This is a genomic window from Streptomyces sp. bgisy027 (assembly GCF_057710365.1).
The window spans coordinates 62,029-78,364 of the sequence record NZ_JBYIVZ010000009.1 but is presented as its reverse complement, the minus strand read 5'-3'; the positions used below and the strand labels follow the sequence as shown (position 1 = coordinate 78,364).

Annotated in this window: 16 protein-coding genes and 1 pseudogene; 8 read left to right on the top strand and 9 right to left on the bottom strand. The window is 72.0% G+C overall.

Annotation, left to right across the window (positions count from 1 at the left end; all coding sequences use genetic code 11):
• Nucleotides 1-47 precede the first annotated feature (47 nt).
• Together AC3ETA_RS11855 and argF are read left to right on the top strand one after the other, a co-directional pair.
• Entirely contained in the window at nt 48-1,271 is a 1,224-nt protein-coding gene (locus AC3ETA_RS11855) for an arginine deiminase (protein ID WP_432192801.1), read from the top strand.
• Nucleotides 1,272-1,390: 119 nt separating this feature from the next.
• Nucleotides 1,391-2,401, top strand: coding sequence for an ornithine carbamoyltransferase (argF, locus tag AC3ETA_RS11850; protein WP_432192800.1), 1,011 nt, complete (start codon nt 1,391-1,393; stop codon nt 2,399-2,401).
• A 24-nt stretch (nt 2,402-2,425) separates the two neighbouring features.
• Here the strand turns inward: argF and AC3ETA_RS11845 are convergent, their stop codons facing one another.
• Nucleotides 2,426-2,878, bottom strand: a complete 453-nt coding sequence (locus tag AC3ETA_RS11845) for an ATP-binding protein (RefSeq protein ID WP_432192799.1) — start codon at nt 2,876-2,878, stop codon at nt 2,426-2,428.
• A gap of 317 nt (nt 2,879-3,195) precedes the next feature.
• On the opposite strand from AC3ETA_RS11845, the gene AC3ETA_RS11840 reads away from it, so the two are divergent.
• Nucleotides 3,196-4,023 carry an enoyl-CoA hydratase family protein gene (locus AC3ETA_RS11840; protein ID WP_432192798.1) on the top strand — a complete coding sequence of 276 codons (828 nt, stop codon included), beginning with the start codon at nt 3,196-3,198 and terminating at the stop codon, nt 4,021-4,023.
• Between the two features lie 3 nt (nt 4,024-4,026).
• Entirely contained in the window at nt 4,027-6,420 is a 2,394-nt protein-coding gene (locus tag AC3ETA_RS11835; protein WP_432192797.1) for a bifunctional salicylyl-CoA 5-hydroxylase/oxidoreductase, read from the top strand.
• A gap of 47 nt (nt 6,421-6,467) precedes the next feature.
• Here AC3ETA_RS11835 and cysD read toward each other — a convergent pair.
• From cysD to AC3ETA_RS11815, 4 genes and pseudogenes are all read right to left on the bottom strand, one after another.
• Nucleotides 6,468-7,014, bottom strand: a pseudogene (gene cysD, locus AC3ETA_RS11830) (sulfate adenylyltransferase subunit CysD); the annotation flags it as partial.
• A 44-nt stretch (nt 7,015-7,058) separates the two neighbouring features.
• A complete protein-coding gene (locus AC3ETA_RS11825) occupies nt 7,059-7,256 on the bottom strand; it encodes a hypothetical protein (protein WP_432192796.1) in 198 nt (65 codons plus the stop codon).
• 116 nt (nt 7,257-7,372) lie between these two features.
• Complete coding sequence (locus tag AC3ETA_RS11820) at nt 7,373-8,185, bottom strand: PaaX family transcriptional regulator (RefSeq protein ID WP_432192795.1); 813 nt, start codon at nt 8,183-8,185, stop codon at nt 7,373-7,375.
• 15 nt (nt 8,186-8,200) lie between these two features.
• Complete coding sequence (locus AC3ETA_RS11815) at nt 8,201-9,814, bottom strand: AMP-binding protein (RefSeq protein WP_432192794.1); 1,614 nt, start codon at nt 9,812-9,814, stop codon at nt 8,201-8,203.
• A gap of 199 nt (nt 9,815-10,013) precedes the next feature.
• Between AC3ETA_RS11815 and AC3ETA_RS11810 the strand changes: the two genes are divergently transcribed.
• Nucleotides 10,014-11,171: an acyl-CoA dehydrogenase family protein gene (locus tag AC3ETA_RS11810; RefSeq protein WP_432192793.1), complete on the top strand. Its 1,158-nt coding sequence runs from the start codon at nt 10,014-10,016 to the stop codon at nt 11,169-11,171.
• Entirely contained in the window at nt 11,168-11,566 is a 399-nt protein-coding gene (locus AC3ETA_RS11805; RefSeq protein ID WP_432192792.1) for a RidA family protein, read from the top strand. Before AC3ETA_RS11810 ends, AC3ETA_RS11805 begins: the two co-directional genes overlap by 4 nt.
• A 91-nt stretch (nt 11,567-11,657) precedes the next feature.
• On the opposite strand, the gene AC3ETA_RS11800 is transcribed toward AC3ETA_RS11805, so the two are convergent.
• A complete protein-coding gene (locus AC3ETA_RS11800) occupies nt 11,658-11,855 on the bottom strand; it encodes a DUF5999 family protein (RefSeq protein WP_432192791.1) in 198 nt (65 codons plus the stop codon).
• A 238-nt stretch (nt 11,856-12,093) separates the two neighbouring features.
• Between AC3ETA_RS11800 and AC3ETA_RS11795 the strand changes: the two genes are divergently transcribed.
• Entirely contained in the window at nt 12,094-12,558 is a 465-nt protein-coding gene (locus tag AC3ETA_RS11795; protein WP_432192790.1) for a DUF6299 family protein, read from the top strand.
• Between the two features lie 81 nt (nt 12,559-12,639).
• On the opposite strand, the gene dmpG is transcribed toward AC3ETA_RS11795, so the two are convergent.
• The 3 genes from dmpG to AC3ETA_RS11780 are packed head-to-tail and all read right to left on the bottom strand — an operon-like array spanning nt 12,640 to nt 15,394.
• A complete protein-coding gene (gene dmpG / locus AC3ETA_RS11790; protein ID WP_432192789.1) occupies nt 12,640-13,659 on the bottom strand; it encodes a 4-hydroxy-2-oxovalerate aldolase in 1,020 nt (339 codons plus the stop codon).
• Entirely contained in the window at nt 13,656-14,591 is a 936-nt protein-coding gene (locus tag AC3ETA_RS11785) for an acetaldehyde dehydrogenase (acetylating) (RefSeq protein ID WP_432192788.1), read from the bottom strand. The genes dmpG and AC3ETA_RS11785 overlap by 4 nt, the downstream gene beginning before the upstream one ends.
• On the bottom strand, nt 14,588-15,394 hold the full coding sequence (locus tag AC3ETA_RS11780) for a 2-keto-4-pentenoate hydratase (RefSeq protein WP_432192787.1): 807 nt from the start codon (nt 15,392-15,394) through the stop codon (nt 14,588-14,590). The genes AC3ETA_RS11785 and AC3ETA_RS11780 overlap by 4 nt, the downstream gene beginning before the upstream one ends.
• 130 nt (nt 15,395-15,524) lie before the next feature.
• Here AC3ETA_RS11780 and AC3ETA_RS11775 point away from each other — a divergent pair, with 130 nt between their 5' ends.
• On the top strand, nt 15,525-16,247 hold the full coding sequence (locus tag AC3ETA_RS11775) for an IclR family transcriptional regulator (protein ID WP_432192926.1): 723 nt from the start codon (nt 15,525-15,527) through the stop codon (nt 16,245-16,247).
• The last annotated feature ends 89 nt before the right edge of the window (nt 16,248-16,336 follow it).

Sequence of the window (16,336 nt, the reverse complement as noted above, 5' to 3'; positions counted from 1 at the left end):
GCGGCAAGCGGGGGGTGAATCGGCCCCGCGATGGTCAGGATGGAGACATGGGATTCCATGTCGACTCCGAGGCCGGGCGGCTGCGCCGCGTCATACTGCACCGGCCCGACCTCGAGCTCAAAAGGCTCACCCCCAGCAACAAGGACGCCCTGCTCTTCGACGACGTGCTGTGGGTGCGCCGGGCGCGCGCCGAGCACGACGGTTTCGCCGACGTGCTGCGTGACCGCGGGGTCACCGTCCACCTGTTCGGCGACCTGCTCACCGAGGCCCTGGAGATCCCGGCGGCCCGCGAGCTCGTCCTGGACCGGGTCTTCGACGAGAAGGAGTACGGGGTGCTCGCCACCGACCACCTCCGTGCGGCCTTCGAAAGCCTGTCGGCGCCCGAACTCGCCGAGGCGCTCGTCGGCGGCATGACCAAGCGGGAGTTCCTGGAGACGCACCTGGAGCCGACCTCCGTGCGCTTCCACGTCATGGAGCTCGACGACTTCCTGCTCGCGCCCCTGCCCAACCACCTCTTCACCCGGGACACCTCGGCATGGATCTACGACGGTGTCTCCGTCAACGCCATGCGCTGGCCCGCCCGGCAGCGCGAGACCGTGCACTTCGAGGCGATCTACCGGCACCATCCGCTGTTCCGTGACGAGAGGTTCAACGTCTGGTCCGAGGGGCAGGCCGACTTCCCCTCCACCATCGAGGGCGGCGACGTCCTGGTGATCGGCAACGGCGCGGTGCTCATCGGCATGAGCGAGCGGACCACTCCGCAGGCGGTCGAGATGCTCGCCCACAAGCTGTTCGCCGCCGGCTCGGCGCACACGATCGTCGCCCTCGACATGCCCAAGAAGCGTGCGCTGATGCACCTCGACACCGTGATGACGATGGTCGACGGTGACGTCTTCACCCAGTACGCCGGGCTCGGCATGCTCCGCTCGTACACCATCGAACCGGGCACCGGTGAGAAGGAGCTCAAGGTCACCGACCATCCGCCGGAGCACATGCACCGCGCGATCGCCGCCGCCCTCGGGCTCAGCGAGATCCGCGTCCTCACCGCGACCCAGGACGTCCACTCCGCCGAGCGCGAGCAGTGGGACGACGGCTGCAACGTGCTGGCCGTCGAGCCGGGTGTCGTGGTCGCCTATGAACGCAACTCCACCACCAACACGCATCTGCGCAAGCAGGGCATCGAGGTGATCGAGATCCCGGGCAGCGAGCTGGGCCGGGGGAGAGGGGGGCCGCGATGCATGAGCTGTCCGGTCGAGCGCGCGGCGGTTTAGCGCCGTACGGAGGCCCGCGTGGACCCCCGCGCGGAGGCCCGCGAAACCGGCCGTATAGAAATGCCTATCGTCGTATAGACTTCCAGGGCCTTGTTCACGTACCTCTGGAGCGCCCCCCCATGGCGACTGTCCCGAACGCCCTCGCCGGCCGCCACTTCCTCAAGGAGCTCGACCTCACCGAGGAGGAGTTCCTGGGGCTGATCGAGCTGGCCGCCGAGCTGAAGGCCGCCAAGAAGGCCGGCGTCGAGATGCAGTACCTGCGGGGCAGGAACATCGCGCTGATCTTCGAGAAGACCTCGACGCGCACGCGCTGCGCGTTCGAGGTCGCGGCCGCGGACCAGGGCGCCTGCACGACGTACCTGGACCCGTCCGGCTCGCAGATCGGGCACAAGGAGTCCGTGAAGGACACCGCGCGCGTGCTCGGCCGGATGTACGACGCCATCGAATACCGCGGGGACAGCCAGGCGAAGGTGGAGGACCTGGCGGTGTACTCGGGCGTGCCCGTCTACAACGGACTGACCGACGACTGGCACCCCACCCAGATGCTCGCCGACGTGCTCACCATGACCGAGCACTCGGACAAGCCGCTCAAGGAGATCGCCTTCGCCTATCTCGGCGACGCCCGCTTCAACATGGGCAACTCGTACCTGATCACCGGCGCGCTGCTCGGCATGGACGTACGCATCGTCGCGCCCGAGGAGTACTGGCCCAGCGACGGCGTCGTGGCCCGGGCCCGGAAGCTGGCCGAGGACAGCGGCGCCGTCATCACGCTGACCGAGGACGTCGCCGACGGTGTCCGTGGCGCCGACTTCGTCGCGACCGACGTATGGGTCTCCATGGGGGAGCCCAAGGAGGTCTGGGCCGAGCGGATCGCCGCGCTCGGCCCCTACGCGGTGACCACGGACGTCCTGCGCGCCACCGGGAACCCCAAGGTCAAGTTCCTGCACTGCCTGCCCGCCTTCCACGACCTCGGCACGAAGGTCGGCCAGGAGATCTTCGAGCAGTACGGTCTTCAGTCCCTGGAGGTCACGGACGAGGTCTTCGAGTCGGAGCACTCGGTGGTCTTCGACGAGGCGGAGAACCGGATGCACACGATCAAGGCCGTCCTGGTGGCCACGCTCGGGCGCTAGCCGCCCGGCGCCGCCGCCTCTGTTTCACAGCGGGCGGCGCCGGGCCGGTACGACCGGCAGTCTGAACCACACCGCCTTGCCGGAGCCCGCCGGGCGGTGACCGCAGGACGAGCTGAGGGTGCGGATCAGGAGCAGACCGCGTCCGTGCTCCTGCCAGGGGTCGGGCTCACCCCGGGCGGGGTGGGTCAGGTTGCCCGGCGGGGCCGGGTCCGGGTCGTGCACCTCGACCTGGCAACCGGACGGCAGCAGCTCCACCACGAGCTCTATCGGGCCGCTTCCCGCGGTGTGTTCCACGGCGTTCGCGACCAGCTCCGCCGTGAGCAGCTCCGCCGTGTCACTGTCCGCGGCATGCTCCAGCTCCGCCAGCGCCGCACGGACCAGTGCGCGTGCGACAGGCACGGCCGCAGTGGTGTGCGGCAGCGCGATGCGCCATGAGGCGGAGGCGGGGGAGCGATCGTGCAAGGCGGGTCCGTTCATGAGCAGGCTGTCCTGCTTTCAACCTTGTGAAGGGTACGGCGCCACCCGGCGAGGCCGCTCGTCGGGCGTCGCTCGGGACCGGCGGCCCCGACTGACATGCGGCTTACCCAGATGCACGGTCGGCCGCGCACGGCGGATGCCGCCGTTACGCGGGTGTCGCCCAGCCGTGACGGATGTGACGCCGTCAGGTCACGGCACTCCGGCTATCGCGCACTCGTGACGACAGTCAAAGTTGGGTGATAACTTCGAAGGGAAGAGCTCGGAGGGCAGAGCTCACTGAGCCAGTGCCCGCCGTCCGCCCGAGGAGGCCGCACGTCATGAGTCCCTTCACCGGCTCCGCCGCCCGCACCCCCGACTGGAAACACCTGCGGGTCGAGCACACCGACGGGGTCGTCACCGTCACCCTCGCCCGCCCCGAGAAACTCAACGCGCTCACCTTCGGCGCCTACGCCGACCTGCGCGATCTGCTCGCGGAGCTGTCCCGGGAGAAGGCGGTCAGGGCCCTGGTGCTGGCCGGCGAGGGCCGCGGCTTCTGCTCCGGCGGCGACGTCGACGAGATCATCGGCGCGACCCTCGCCATGGACACCGCCCAGCTCCTCGACTTCAACCGCATGACCGGGCAGACCGTGCGGGCGATCCGGGAGTGCCCGTTCCCGGTGATCGCCGCCGTGCACGGCGTGGCGGCGGGGGCCGGTGCCGTACTCGCGCTCGCGGCCGACTTCCGGGTCGCCGACCCCACCGCACGCTTCGCGTTCCTCTTCACCCGGGTCGGCCTGTCCGGCGGCGACATGGGCGCCGCGTATCTGCTGCCCAGGGTCGTGGGCCTCGGCCACGCGACCCGGCTGCTGATGCTGGGCGAACCGGTCCGGGCCCCCGAGGCCGAGCGGATCGGCCTCATCAGCGAGCTGACGGAGGAAGGCGGCGCGGACGCTGCCGCGGCGGCCCTCGCCCGCCGCCTGGCCGACGGCCCGGCCCTCGCGTACGCCCAGACGAAGGCGCTGCTGACGGCCGAGCTGGACATGCCGCTCGCGGCGGCCGTTGAAATGGACGCCTCGACGCAGGCCCTGCTGATGAACGGCGAGGACTACGCGGAGTTCCACGCGTCCTTCACGGAGAAGCGCCCGCCGAAGTGGCAGGGGAGGTAGGGCATGCTCTCGACCGAGGGGACCGGGCCGACCCCGGGGGCGCGGGGCCGTGTTGAATCTGCGGCTACCGCCGCGCGGGCGCGACCGGCCCCCAGCAGCCCGCAGCCGCCGACGAAGACCAGCCACCCCCTTCGGGTCGCAATCATCGGCGGCGGCCCCGGAGGGCTCTACGCCGCGGCGTTGCTCAAACGCCTCGACCCCGCCCGCGAGATCACCGTCTGGGAACGCAACGCCCCCGACGACACCTTCGGCTTCGGCGTCGTCCTCTCCGACGAGACCCTCGGCGGCATCGAACACGCCGATCCGGTGGTCTACGGGGCGATGCAGCAGGACTTCGTGCGGTGGGACGACATCGACATCGTGCACCGAGGAACCCGGCACACCTCCGGCGGCCACGGATTCGCGGCCCTCGGCAGGCGCCGCCTCCTGGAGATCCTGCACGCCCGCTGCCGCGACCTCGGCGTGGAGCTCCGCTTCCGCACCGAGGCCCTTGACCCGGCCCGGCTCGCGGACACGTACGACCTGGTCATCGCCGCCGACGGGGTGAACAGCGCCACCCGCGAGGCCTACACCCATGTGTTCCGCCCACATGTGGCCACCCACCACTGCCGCTACATCTGGCTAGCCGCGGACTTCGCCTTCGACGCCTTCCGCTTCGAGATCGCCGAGACCGAGCACGGCGTGATGCAGCTGCACGGCTACCCGTACGCGGCCGACGCCTCCACGGTGATCGTCGAGATGCGGGAAGAGGTCTGGCGGGCCGCCGGGTTCGCGGAACTCGACGAACAGGGGTCCGTCGACCGCTGCGCCAAGATCTTCGCGGACGCCCTGCGCGGACGGCCGCTGACGTCCAACAAATCGGCCTGGACCACCTTCCGCACGGTCGTCAACGAGCACTGGTCGCACGGCAACGTCGTCCTGCTCGGCGACGCCGCCCACACCGCCCACTTCTCCATCGGCTCGGGCACCAAGCTCGCCGTCGAGGACGCCCTCGCGCTGGCCGCCTGTCTGGAGGAACAGCCCTCCCCGGAGCGGGCGTTGGCTGCCTACGAGGAGGAGCGCAAACCCGTCGTCGCCTCCACCCAGCGGGCGGCCCGGGCCAGCCTGGAGTGGTTCGAGAACCTCGCGCTCCACCTCGACCAGCCGCCCCTGCAGTTCGCCTTCAACCTGCTCACCCGCAGCCGCCGCGTCACCCACGACAACCTGCGCCTGCGCGACGCCGGCTTCACCGGGGCCGTGGAGCGCGACTTCGGCTGCCCCGCCGGCACACCGCCGATGTTCACCCCGTTCCGGCTGCGCGGCCTGACCCTGCGCAACCGGGTCGTCGTGTCCCCCATGGACATGTACTCGGCCACGGACGGCGTCCCCGGCGACTTCCACCTCGTCCACCTCGGCTCCCGCGCCCTCGGCGGCGCCGGCCTGGTGATGACCGAGATGGTGTGCGTCAGCCCCGAGGGACGCATCACCCCCGGCTGCACCGGCCTGTACACCGGCAGACAGGCCGACTCCTGGAAGCGCGTCGTCCAGTTCGTGCACACCCGGGCACCCGGCACCGCGATCGGGGTGCAGCTCGGCCACAGCGGGCGCAAGGGCTCGACCAAGCTGATGTGGGAGGGCATGGACGAGCCGCTGGACGAGGGCAACTGGCCGCTCGTGGCCGCGTCCCCGATCCCCTACAAGCCGGACAGCCAGACCCCGCGCGAGCTCAGCCGCTCCCAGCTCACCGACATCCGCGAGCAGTTCGCGTCCGCCGCCTGGCGCGCCGCCCGCGCCGGCTTCGACCTCCTCGAACTGCACTGCGCGCACGGCTATCTGCTCTCCGGCTTCCTCTCCCCGCTCACCAACCGGCGCACCGACGCCTACGGCGGCACCCTGGAGAGACGACTCCGCTTCCCGCTGGAGGTCTTCGACGCGGTACGGAGCGTATGGCCCGAGGAGCGGCCCATGACCGTCCGTATCTCCGCCACCGACTGGGCTGAGGGCGGCACCGACGCCGACGACGCCGTGGAGATCGCCCGCGCCTTCGCCGCGCACGGCGCCGACGCCATCGACGTGTCGACCGGGCAGGTCGTGGCCGACGAGCGGCCGGAGTTCGGGCGGTCGTACCAGACGCCGTTCGCGGACCGGATCCGCCACAGCACCGGCCTGCCGGTGATCGCGGTCGGCGCCATCTCGTCCTGGGACGACGTCAACTCCCTCATCCTGGCGGGCCGCACGGACCTGTGCGCCCTCGCCCGCCCCCACCTCTACGACCCGAACTGGACCCTGCACGCGGCGGCCGAGCAGGGCTACGACGGTCCGGGCGTCGTCTGGCCGACCCCGTACCGGGCGGGCAGCCGCCGACCCCGGACCGGACGCACCGACGCCCCCAAGCCCCGGCTGACGCTCGGGTCTTGAGGACCGCGGGACAGGCGCGGGCGATCACAGCTCGACCATGCCCTGTGCTCGCGCGCCATGCACTGCCACACGTCCAGCTCGGCCCAGTTGGACAGCGGGAACACCCGGACGTGCTCACCGGGCGCGTGCCGGCCGTTGTACAGGTTCCACAGCTCGGGCCGCTGCCGGCGCGGGTCCCACCGCGAGAACTCGTCCCGGAGACTGAACACCCGCTCCTTCGCCCGCGCCTTCTCCTCGTCCCGGCGTCCGCCGCCGAAGACCGCGTCGAGCCTTCCGCTCTGGATCTTCTCCGTCAGCGGCAGGGTCTGGAGCGTTGCGGGTGCCGTCGGGACGTTCTCGCAGCACACCCCGGTCGATGTAGTCCTGTACGGAGGCCACATGGAGCCGGAGCCCATGTGCGGCCACCACACGGTCGCGATAGTCGATGACCTCGGGGAAGTTGTGCCCGGTGTCGACGTGCAGCAGCGCGAACGGCACCGGCGCCGGCGTGAACACCTTCAGCGCCAGATGCAGCATCACGAGGGAATCCTTGCCGCCGGAGCACAGGATCACCGGCCGCTCGAACTCACCCGCCACCTCGCGGAAGATGTGCACCGCCTAGGACTCCAGCGCGTCCAGGTGCGAAAGCACGGCCCCCGTCACACCAGCCCCCGCTCCGCCGGCACGCTATACACCGCGTCCGCCGACTCCTGCGGCGACTGGTGCTGTGTGGGCAGGACGAGCGAGGGATCCGACGGCGGCTCGTACGGGAGCAGCCGGGCGATCGTGGTCTTGCCCGCGCTCGGCAGCCCCGTCGGCCAGACCGTGGCTCCCCGGGTTCTTGGCGTGGTGGTCATGCGCAACAGCCCGCATCTCTTACCTGCGGACGACCCGATGGACGCCAGGTGAGAAACGTGAGAGGAGCCGCAGAGGAACCTGAGGGTTCGGTCAGTGCCCCATGGTGTGCCCGGGGTCACAGACCGGCGTACGTCGCCCCCGCGTCGCGCAGACGCTCGTGCAGTCCCCGGAAGACGGCGGCCGAGCGCGCGCCCGGCCAGTCCTCGGGCAGCAGCCGGGCGGGCAGCCCGGGGTCGGTGTAGGGGAGGTGGCGCCAGGAGTCCAGGGCGAGGAGATAGTCGCGGTACGCCTCCTCGGGCGGGGTGTCCTCCCGCCGCTCCCAGTCGTGCAGCACGGGCTCGTGCCGGTCGAGGAACGCGTCGTGCTCCTTGGCGATCGCGGCCAGGTCCCACCAGCGGGCCACGGCCTCGGCGGTCGGCGTGAAGCCGAGGTGCTCGCCGCGGAAGAAGTCGACGTAGTCGTCCAGGCGCAGCCGCTGAAGGGTGTGCCGGGCCTCCTCGTGCAGCCGCGCCGGCGCGATCCACACACCGGGCGCCGCCGTGCCGAAGCCGAGGCCGGCCAGCCGGGAGCGCAGCACGTGCCGCTTCTGCCGCTCCGACTCCGGGACCGAGAACACCGCGAGCACCCAGCCCTCGTCGTCGGGCGGCGTCGCGGCGTAGATACGGCGGTCGCCGTCGTCGAGCAACTGACGGGCGTCCGGCGACAGTTCGTACCCGGCCGCGCCCTGCGCCGTACGGGCCGGCAGCAGCAGCCCGCGCCGCTTCAGCCGGGACACCGACGAGCGGACGGACGGGGCGTCCACGCCGACCGCGGCCAGCAGTCTGATCAGCTCCGCGACCGGCACGGGGCCGGGCATGTGGCGGCCGTAGGCGCCGTAGAGCGTGACAATCAGAGACCGTGGTGCATGTGGGTCGGACACGTTGATCATCTTAGGTCGTACGGATCAGTGCCGGTCACCCTGTGGGCCACCGCCGTCGCGCAGCCGGAACCGCTGGAGCTTTCCGGTCGCGGTGCGCGGCAGCGCGTCCAGGAAGACGATCTCGCGCGGGGACTTGTACGGCGCCAACTCCGCCTTGACGAACGCGCGCAGGGCCTCGGCGTCGCGTCGCGCACCCTCCCTGAGCACCGCGTATGCCACGACGACCTGGCCGCGCGCCTCGTCGGGCCTGCCCACCACCGCCGTCTCCAGGACGTCCGGGTGGCGCAGCAGGGCCTCCTCGACCTCCGGGCCCGCGATGTTGTAGCCGGCCGAGATGATCATGTCGTCCGCTCGGGCGACATAGCGGAAGTAGCCGTCACCCTCCCGGACGTAGGTGTCGCCGGTGACGTTCCAGCCGTGGCGCACGTACTCGCGTTGCCGCGGGTCGGCGAGGTAGCGGCAGCCGACCGGGCCGCGCACGGCCAGCAGGCCCGGCTCCCCGTCGGGCAGGTCCTGCCCCTCGTCGTCGACCACGCGCGCGTGCCAGCCGGGGACCGGTACGCCCGTCGTCCCGGGCCTGATGTGCTCGTCGGCGGCGGAGATGAAGATGTGCAGCAGCTCGGTCGCGCCGATGCCGTTGATGATGCGCAGCCCGGTCCGCTCGTGCCAGGCCTGCCAGGTGGCGGCGGGCAGGTTCTCGCCCGCCGAGACACAGCGGCGCAGGGAGGAGATATCGTTCGAGTCGAGCTCGTCGAGCATCGCGCGGTATGCCGTCGGGGCCGTGAACAGCACCGACACCCGGTGCTCGGCGATCGCGGGCAACAGCTGCCTGGGGCCGGCCTGTTCGAGGAGCAGGGCGCTGGCGCCGGCCCGCATCGGGAAGACGACGAGCCCACCGAGCCCGAAGGTGAAGCCGAGCGGAGGACTGCCGGCGAAGACATCGCCCACATGTGGTTGCAGCACATGTTCCGAGAAGGTGTCGGCTATCGCGAGCAGATCCCGGTGGAAGTGCATACAGCCCTTGGGCCGTCCGGTGGTCCCGGAGGTGAAGGCGATGAGCGCGACGTCGTCGCAGGCGGTGTCGACGGCCGGGTACGGCGTGTCGGGGGCCGGGCGGCGCAGCAGGTCGTCGGGGGCGTCGCCGCCGTACGTCGTGATGCGCAGCTCGGGTATCTCGGCCTTGGCGAGGTCGTCCACGGCGCGGATGTCGCACAGGGCGTGCCGCACCCGGGCGATCTCGCACATGGTCCGCAGCTCGTGCGGGCGCTGCTGGGCCAGCACGGTGACGGCGACCGCGCCCGCCTTCAGCACCGCCAGCCAGCAGGCGGCCAGCCACGGTGTGGTCGGGCCGCGCAGCAGCACCCGGTTGCCCGGAACGACGCCGAGGTCATCGGTGAGCACATGGGCGAGCCGGTCCACCCGGGCCCGCAGTGTGCCGTACGTCCATGTGTCGCCGGCCGGGGTGTGGAACACGGGCCGGTCGTCCTCGGGCCCGGCGAGCAGCTCGGCCGCGGCGTTGAGCCGTTCGGGGTAGCCCAGCCCCGGCAGGTCGAAACGGAGCTCGGGCCACTGGTCGGGCGGTGGCAGGTGCTCGCGGGCGAAGGTGTCGACGTGGGCGGATCGGTGCAGACCGGCCATGGCGGGTTCGCCCCCTTGCCTTGTGGGCTGCCGTACGGGCGTCGTGCGTATTGGGCGTCGAGGTGGGCTCGCACAGGGAGCGTATCGTGTTGGTGACGACAGTCAATGGGGCGCGATATCGTCGAGGGGATCCGCCAAGACGTACGTCGAGAAGGTCCGTCGAGTGGGTCGTCGCGGACGACTCCCAGGGAGGTCGGCAATGCCCGCATTCTCACTCGATCCGTCACAGACCGCCTGGTGTGCCGAACTGCGCGACCTGGCCGCCGAACGACTGCGCCCCCTCGCGGACAAGGGCGAGCCGGGGCACGTCAACCGCCCCCTGGTCGCCGAACTCGGGCGGCTCGGGCTGCTGGAGCGGCTCTTCACCTCCGGAGCGTTCGACCTGTGCCTCATGCGCGAGTCCCTCGCCCACGCCTGCACGGAGGCCGAGACCGCCCTCGCCCTCCAGGGACTGGGCGCGCATCCCGTCCACGCGCACGGCACCCGTGCCCAGCGGGAGCGCTGGCTGCCGCGGGTGGCCGAGGGGAGCGCGGTCGCGGCCTTCGCGTTGAGCGAGCCGGGGGCGGGATCGGACGCGGCGGCGCTGGAACTGCGCGCGGCGGGCGAGGGAGAGCCGTCGGCCGCCGAGCCCGACGGCCCCGCCCGCTGGCGGCTCACCGGCGAGAAGTGCTGGATCTCCAACGCCCCCGAGGCCGACTTCTACACCGTCTTCGCCCGCACCACCCCGGGCGCCGGGGCCCGCGGCGTCACCGCCTTCCTGGTCCCCGCCGACCGCCCCGGCCTCACCGGAACCGGCCTCGACATGCTCTCCCCGCACCCCATCGGCAGCCTCGCCTTCGACGCCGTCCCCGTCACCGCCGACGACGTGCTCGGGGAGCCCGACCGCGGATTCCGGGTCGCGATGGGCACTCTCAACCTCTTCCGGCCCAGCGTCGGAGCCTTCGCGGTCGGCATGGCACAGGCCGCCCTGGACGCCACCCTCGCGCACACGGCCGAACGCGACGCTTTCGGCGGCAAGTTGAGAGACCTCCAGACCGTCGCGCACCAGATCGCCGAGATGGCCCTGCGCACGGAGGCGGCCCGCCTCATGGTGTACGCGGCGGCGACGGCGTACGACGAGAAGGCCCCCGACGTGCCGGAGCGCGCGGCGATGGCGAAGCTGCTCGCGACGGAGACCGCGCAGTACGTCGTCGACTCGGCGGTCCAGCTGCACGGAGCCCGCGCCCTGCACCGCGGCCACCTGCTGGAACACCTCTACCGCGAGGTGCGCGCCCCGCGCATCTACGAGGGCGCCAGCGAGGTGCAACGAGGCATCATCGCCAAGGAGTTGTACGCGAGAACGGAGGCCGGCCAGTGAGCAGCGAGCGCATCGACCCGCCGGAGCTGTCCCCGCCCACCGGCTTCTCCCACGCGGTCGTCGCCACCGGCTCCCGGGTCGTCTTCCTGGCCGGGCAGACCGCGCTCGACTCCGACGGCAAGGTGGTGGGGGAGACGCTGCCGGAGCAGTTCGAGCGGGCGCTCAGCAATCTGCTGGCCGCGCTGGCGGCGGCCGGCGGGACACCGGCCGACCTCGCCCGGGTCACCGTCTACGCCACCGACGTGGCGGCGTACCGTGCCCACGCCGCCGCACTCGGCCGTGTCTGGCACCGGTTGGCGGGCCGGAACTATCCGGCCATGGCGGTCGTCGGGGCCGTGCGCCTGTGGGACGAAGAGGCGATGGTGGAACTCGACGGCTTCGCCGTACTGCCGTAGGGCGCTGCCGTGGGGCCGGCGGATCCTGCCGGGCCGCCGCAGGGCTCGGCTGTCGTGCCGTCAGGCTCCCCCGTACCGCTCGGTCTCGGGCTCACGCCGCCATCGCGAGGCGGTCGGCCGGCACCCGGTGCGGGGCGACCACGCGGCCGTCGGGCAGCAGCTCACCGCTGTCGTCGAACACGATGGCGCCGGTGCACAGCAGACTCCAGCCCTGCTCGGGGTGTGCCGCCACCACATGGGCGCTGCGGGCGTCGGAGGAGGAAGGGCACGAAGGCTGGTGTGAACACATGGCGCACCTCCACATAGGGCGGACGAGCCGTGTGGGTCGTCCATATGGGTAGACCATGCTCCGGCCGCGAACTCATCGGAACGGCCCGCCGTGAACCGTGACAACACACGGACAACTCTCTGACCGATCCACGAAGGTCGGGGCGGACTCGCCACCGAAGGGGTGACGATCACGTCCCCGGGCGCACCCGCCGGGTACGAGTGGAAGCCCCCACTCCACTCACTCGGGAGGTCATTCCATGCCCCTGCGCCCCGCACTCGCCACCGCCGTCGGAGCCGCGCTGCTCCTGCTGGTCGCCGCGCCCTCCGCCCCCGCCGACTCCGACACGACCACCGAGGCGGAGAAGGCCGTGACCGAGTCCGTGACCGTCGACGCCCCGGCCCGGCTGGCCGCGGACGGCGATGTCACCGTCTCCGGCACCTACCGCTGTGCCGACAGCAAGGGACCGACGTTCGTGAGCTCCTCCATCGGCCAGAAGGCCTCCACCGACCGGTACGCCATCGGCGGCACCGTCGCCGAGTGCGACGGCAAGGTGCACCGCTGGAAGAACAAGAGCAGGCCCGTCCGGTCCACCCTCAAGGACGGCAAGGCGGACGTCGAGGCCACCATCGTGGAACTGCGCCCCATGGAGGGCCTGGGCGGCCTGCCGCTGCCGCACTTCCACGCGGCGCTGAAGAAGAGCGTCACGCTGAAGAAGGCGTGAGGGCGTTCGACGCCGACATCGATGCCGACACCGCGCGCCGCGCCTTCCCGACCGGAAGGGCGCGGCGGCGGCGCGTGCGGGTCAGGACGCGGCCCGCCCACGTGCGGCCAGGTCCAGCGCAATGTCCGTGATCATGTCCTCCTGCCCGCCCACCATCCGCCGGCGTCCCGCCTCGACGAGGATGCCGCGGGTGTCGAGGCCATGACGCGCGGCGGCCGACTCGGCGTGCCGCAGGAAGCTGGAGTACACACCCGCGTAGCCGAGGCTGAGGGTCTCGCGGTCCACCCTCACCTCGCGGTCCTGCAAGGGCCGTACGAGATCGTCGGCCGCGTCCATCAGGGGGAACAGATCACACATGTGGTCCCAACCCATGAGGTCGGCGACCGCTATGAACGCTTCCAGGGGACAGTTGCCGGCGCCCGCGCCCTGCCCGGCCAGCGAGGCGTCCACCCGTACCGCGCCGCTCTCCACGGCGACGACCGTGTTGGCCACCCCCAGGGCGAGATTGTGGTGGGCGTGGATGCCCAGCCCGGTCGCCGGGTCGAGGACGTCGCGGTAGGCGCGGAAGCGGTCGCGGACGCCGTCCATGGTGAGGCGGCCGCCGGAGTCGGTGACGTAGACGCAATGCGCGCCGTACGACTCCATCAGCTTGGCCTGACGGGCCAGTTCCGCGGGTTCGGCCATGTGGGACATCATCAGGAACCCGGCGACGTCCATGCCCATCTCGCGCGCCGCCGCTATGTGCTGGGCGGCTATGTCGGCCTCGGTGCAGTGTGTGGCGACGCGTACCGAGCGGATGCCCAGGGTGTGCGCCTGGCGCAGGTCGTGCAGGGTGCCGATGCCGGGCAGCAGCAGGGTGGTGGGCACCGCGTGCCGTGTGGCGTCCACCACGGCCTCGATCCACTCCCAGTCGGTGTGGGCGCCGACGCCGTAGTTGATGCTGGAGCCGGCCAGGCCGTCACCGTGGGAGATCTCGATCGCGGCGACCCCGGCGGCGTCCAAGGCGGTGGCGATGCCGCGGGCCTGGTCGACGGTGTACCGGTGCCGGACGGCGTGCATGCCGTCCCGCAGGGTCACGTCCTGGACGTACAGACGGGTCATCGGGACGCCACCTCCGAGGCGCGGGCGGCCATGCGTTCCGCGGTGCGCAGCGCGGCCGAGGTCATGATGTCGAGGTTCCCGGCGTACGCCGGCAGGTAGTGCGCGGCGCCCTCGACCTCCAGGAGGACGGAGACCTTCAGGGCCTCGCCGGCGCCGGGCGCGAGGGTGCGCAACGGGTCGTCGCAGGCCACCCGCTCGAACTGCACCTTCTGCTTGAGCCGGTAGCCGGGGACGTATTCCTGCACCCGCCCGGCCATCGCCTCGACCGACGCGGAGACCGCCTCGGTGGCGCAGTCGGAGACCAGGCAGTGCACGGTGTCCCGCATGATCAGCGGGGGCTCGGCCGGGTTCAGGACGATGATCGCCTTGCCGCGCGCCGCGCCGCCGACCTGTTCGACGGCGGCGGAGGTGGTCCCGGTGAACTCGTCGATGTTGGCGCGGGTGCCGGGCCCGGCGGAACGGGAGGCGATGGACGCGACGATCTCGCCGTAGTGGACCGGGGTCACGGCGTTCACCGCCGCGACGACCGGGATGGTGGCCTGGCCGCCGCAGGTGACCATGTTGACGTTCGGGGCGTCGAGATGGGCGTCGCCGTTGACCGGCGGGACGACGTACGGGCCGAGGCCGGCCGGGGTGAGGTCGACCAGGGTGCGGCCGAGCGGGCGCAGCACCTCGTCGTGACGGCGGTGGGCGCCGGCCGAGGTCGCGTCGAAGACGATCTCCACGTCGGCGAACTCGTCCAGCGCGACGAGCCCTTCGACGCCCTCGTGGGTCGTGGCGACCTTCAGCCGGCGGGCGCGGGCGAGCCCGTCGGAGGCGGGGTCGATGCCGGCCATCGCGGCGATCTCCAGCGACTCCGAAAGCCGCAGGATCTTGATCATGAGGTCGGTGCCTATGTTGCCGGAACCTATGACGGCGACCTTGGTGCTCACCGTTCGCCTCCCTCCTCGGCGAAGCCGACCCGCACGGAGCCCAGCCCCGAGATATGTGCCTCGAACACATCCCCCGGCGCGGCGGGCACCATCGCGCCGAGCGCGCCCGTCAGCACCAGGTCGCCCGCGCGCAACGGATCGCCTCGCTCGGCGAGCGCGGAGGCCAGCCACACCGCCGCGTTGAGCGGGCCGCCGAGACAGTCGGCGCCCGTGCCCTCGGAGACGGTCCCGCCGCCGCGGGTCATGGCCATCGTCACGGTCCGCAGGTCGACGGCGGTCAGCGGTACGGGGGTCGCGCCCAGGACGTACAGGCCGCAGGAGGCGTTGTCCGCGACGGTGTCGACCAGGGAGATGTCCCAGCCCCGCACCCGGCTGTCGACGATCTCCAGCGCGGGCAGCGCGAAGTCCACGGCCCGCAGCACGTCGACGACCGTGCACGCGCGGTGCGGCAGATCCCGGCCGAGGACCAGCGCCACCTCGGCCTCCACCTTGGGCTGGAGCAGCCGCCGGAGGGCCACCTCACCGCCGTCCGGCACCGCCATGTCCGCGAACAGCGCCCCGAAGTCGGGCCGGTCCACGCCGAGCTGGCGCTGTACGGCCACGGAGGTCAGGCCGATCTTCCGGCCCACGATCCGGCGGCCGGCGTCCAGTCCACGGCGCACGCCCAGCTGCTGCACGGCGTACCCGGCCTCCAGATCGCCGCCGCCCTCGAACAGCTCACGTACCGGAGGGCACGGGGCGCCGGTGCGGGCGGCCTCCGCCAGCATGTCGGCGGCTCTGACCACGGTGGGTGGGGTTGGCATGGGTGCCTCCAGGAAGGGGGCCGGCGCTGACGGCAGCGGCGGCCCGGTGGCGGGTTGCCCCCGATATAGACAGGCCGTCCCCGAAGGAGCCAAACTCTGTTCCGTGACACGGAACAAAACGAGCGGCAACATGCTGGAGAAGGCCGCCGACATCCTGGACTGCTTCAGTCCGAGCGGCGGTCAGTACCGTCTGTCGGAACTCTCCGTGCGCACCGGCCTGCCCAAGCCCACCGTGCACCGGCTGGCGGCGGACCTGGTCCGGCTGGGCTGGCTGGAGCGCTCGGGCACCCGGTACCGGCTCGGGGCCAAGCTGTTCGAGCTGGGCTCGCTGGTCCCGCACCGGCTCGATCTGCGCGAGGCCGCCCTGCCGTTCCTCCAGGACCTCTTCGAGGCCACCCGCGAGACCGTGCACCTCGGGATCCGCGACGGCATGGAGGTGGTGTACCTGGAGCGCATCCATGGCCACGAGGCACTCCAGCTGCCCTCCCGCATCGGCGGCAGCCTGCCGCTGACCTGCACCGGCGTGGGCAAGGCCCTGCTGGCGTTCTCCGGCGCGGAGCTGACCGAGGAGGTGCTCGCCGGCCCGCTGCCGAGCCTGACGCCCCACTCGATCACCGACCCGGACCGGCTGCGCACGGCCCTGGAGAAGACCCGGGTCTCCGGCCTCGCCTACGAGGAGCAGGAGGCCGCACTCGGCGTGAGCTGCATCGCGGCCCCCGTCTTCGAGGGCGGCACCGCGGTGGCCGCCCTCTCGGTGGCGGTGCCATGCTCCCGCTTCAGTCCGGCCCAGCTGGCACCCGCGGTACGGACCGCGGCACTCGGGCTCTCGCGGGTCCTGCGCGGCGCGCGCTGACCGCGACCGGCGCCCACGGGACCGGTACGGCGAGCACCGCGAGCGCGGCAGGGACAGCACGGGCGGCCGGGGCGGCCGGGGCGGCCAGG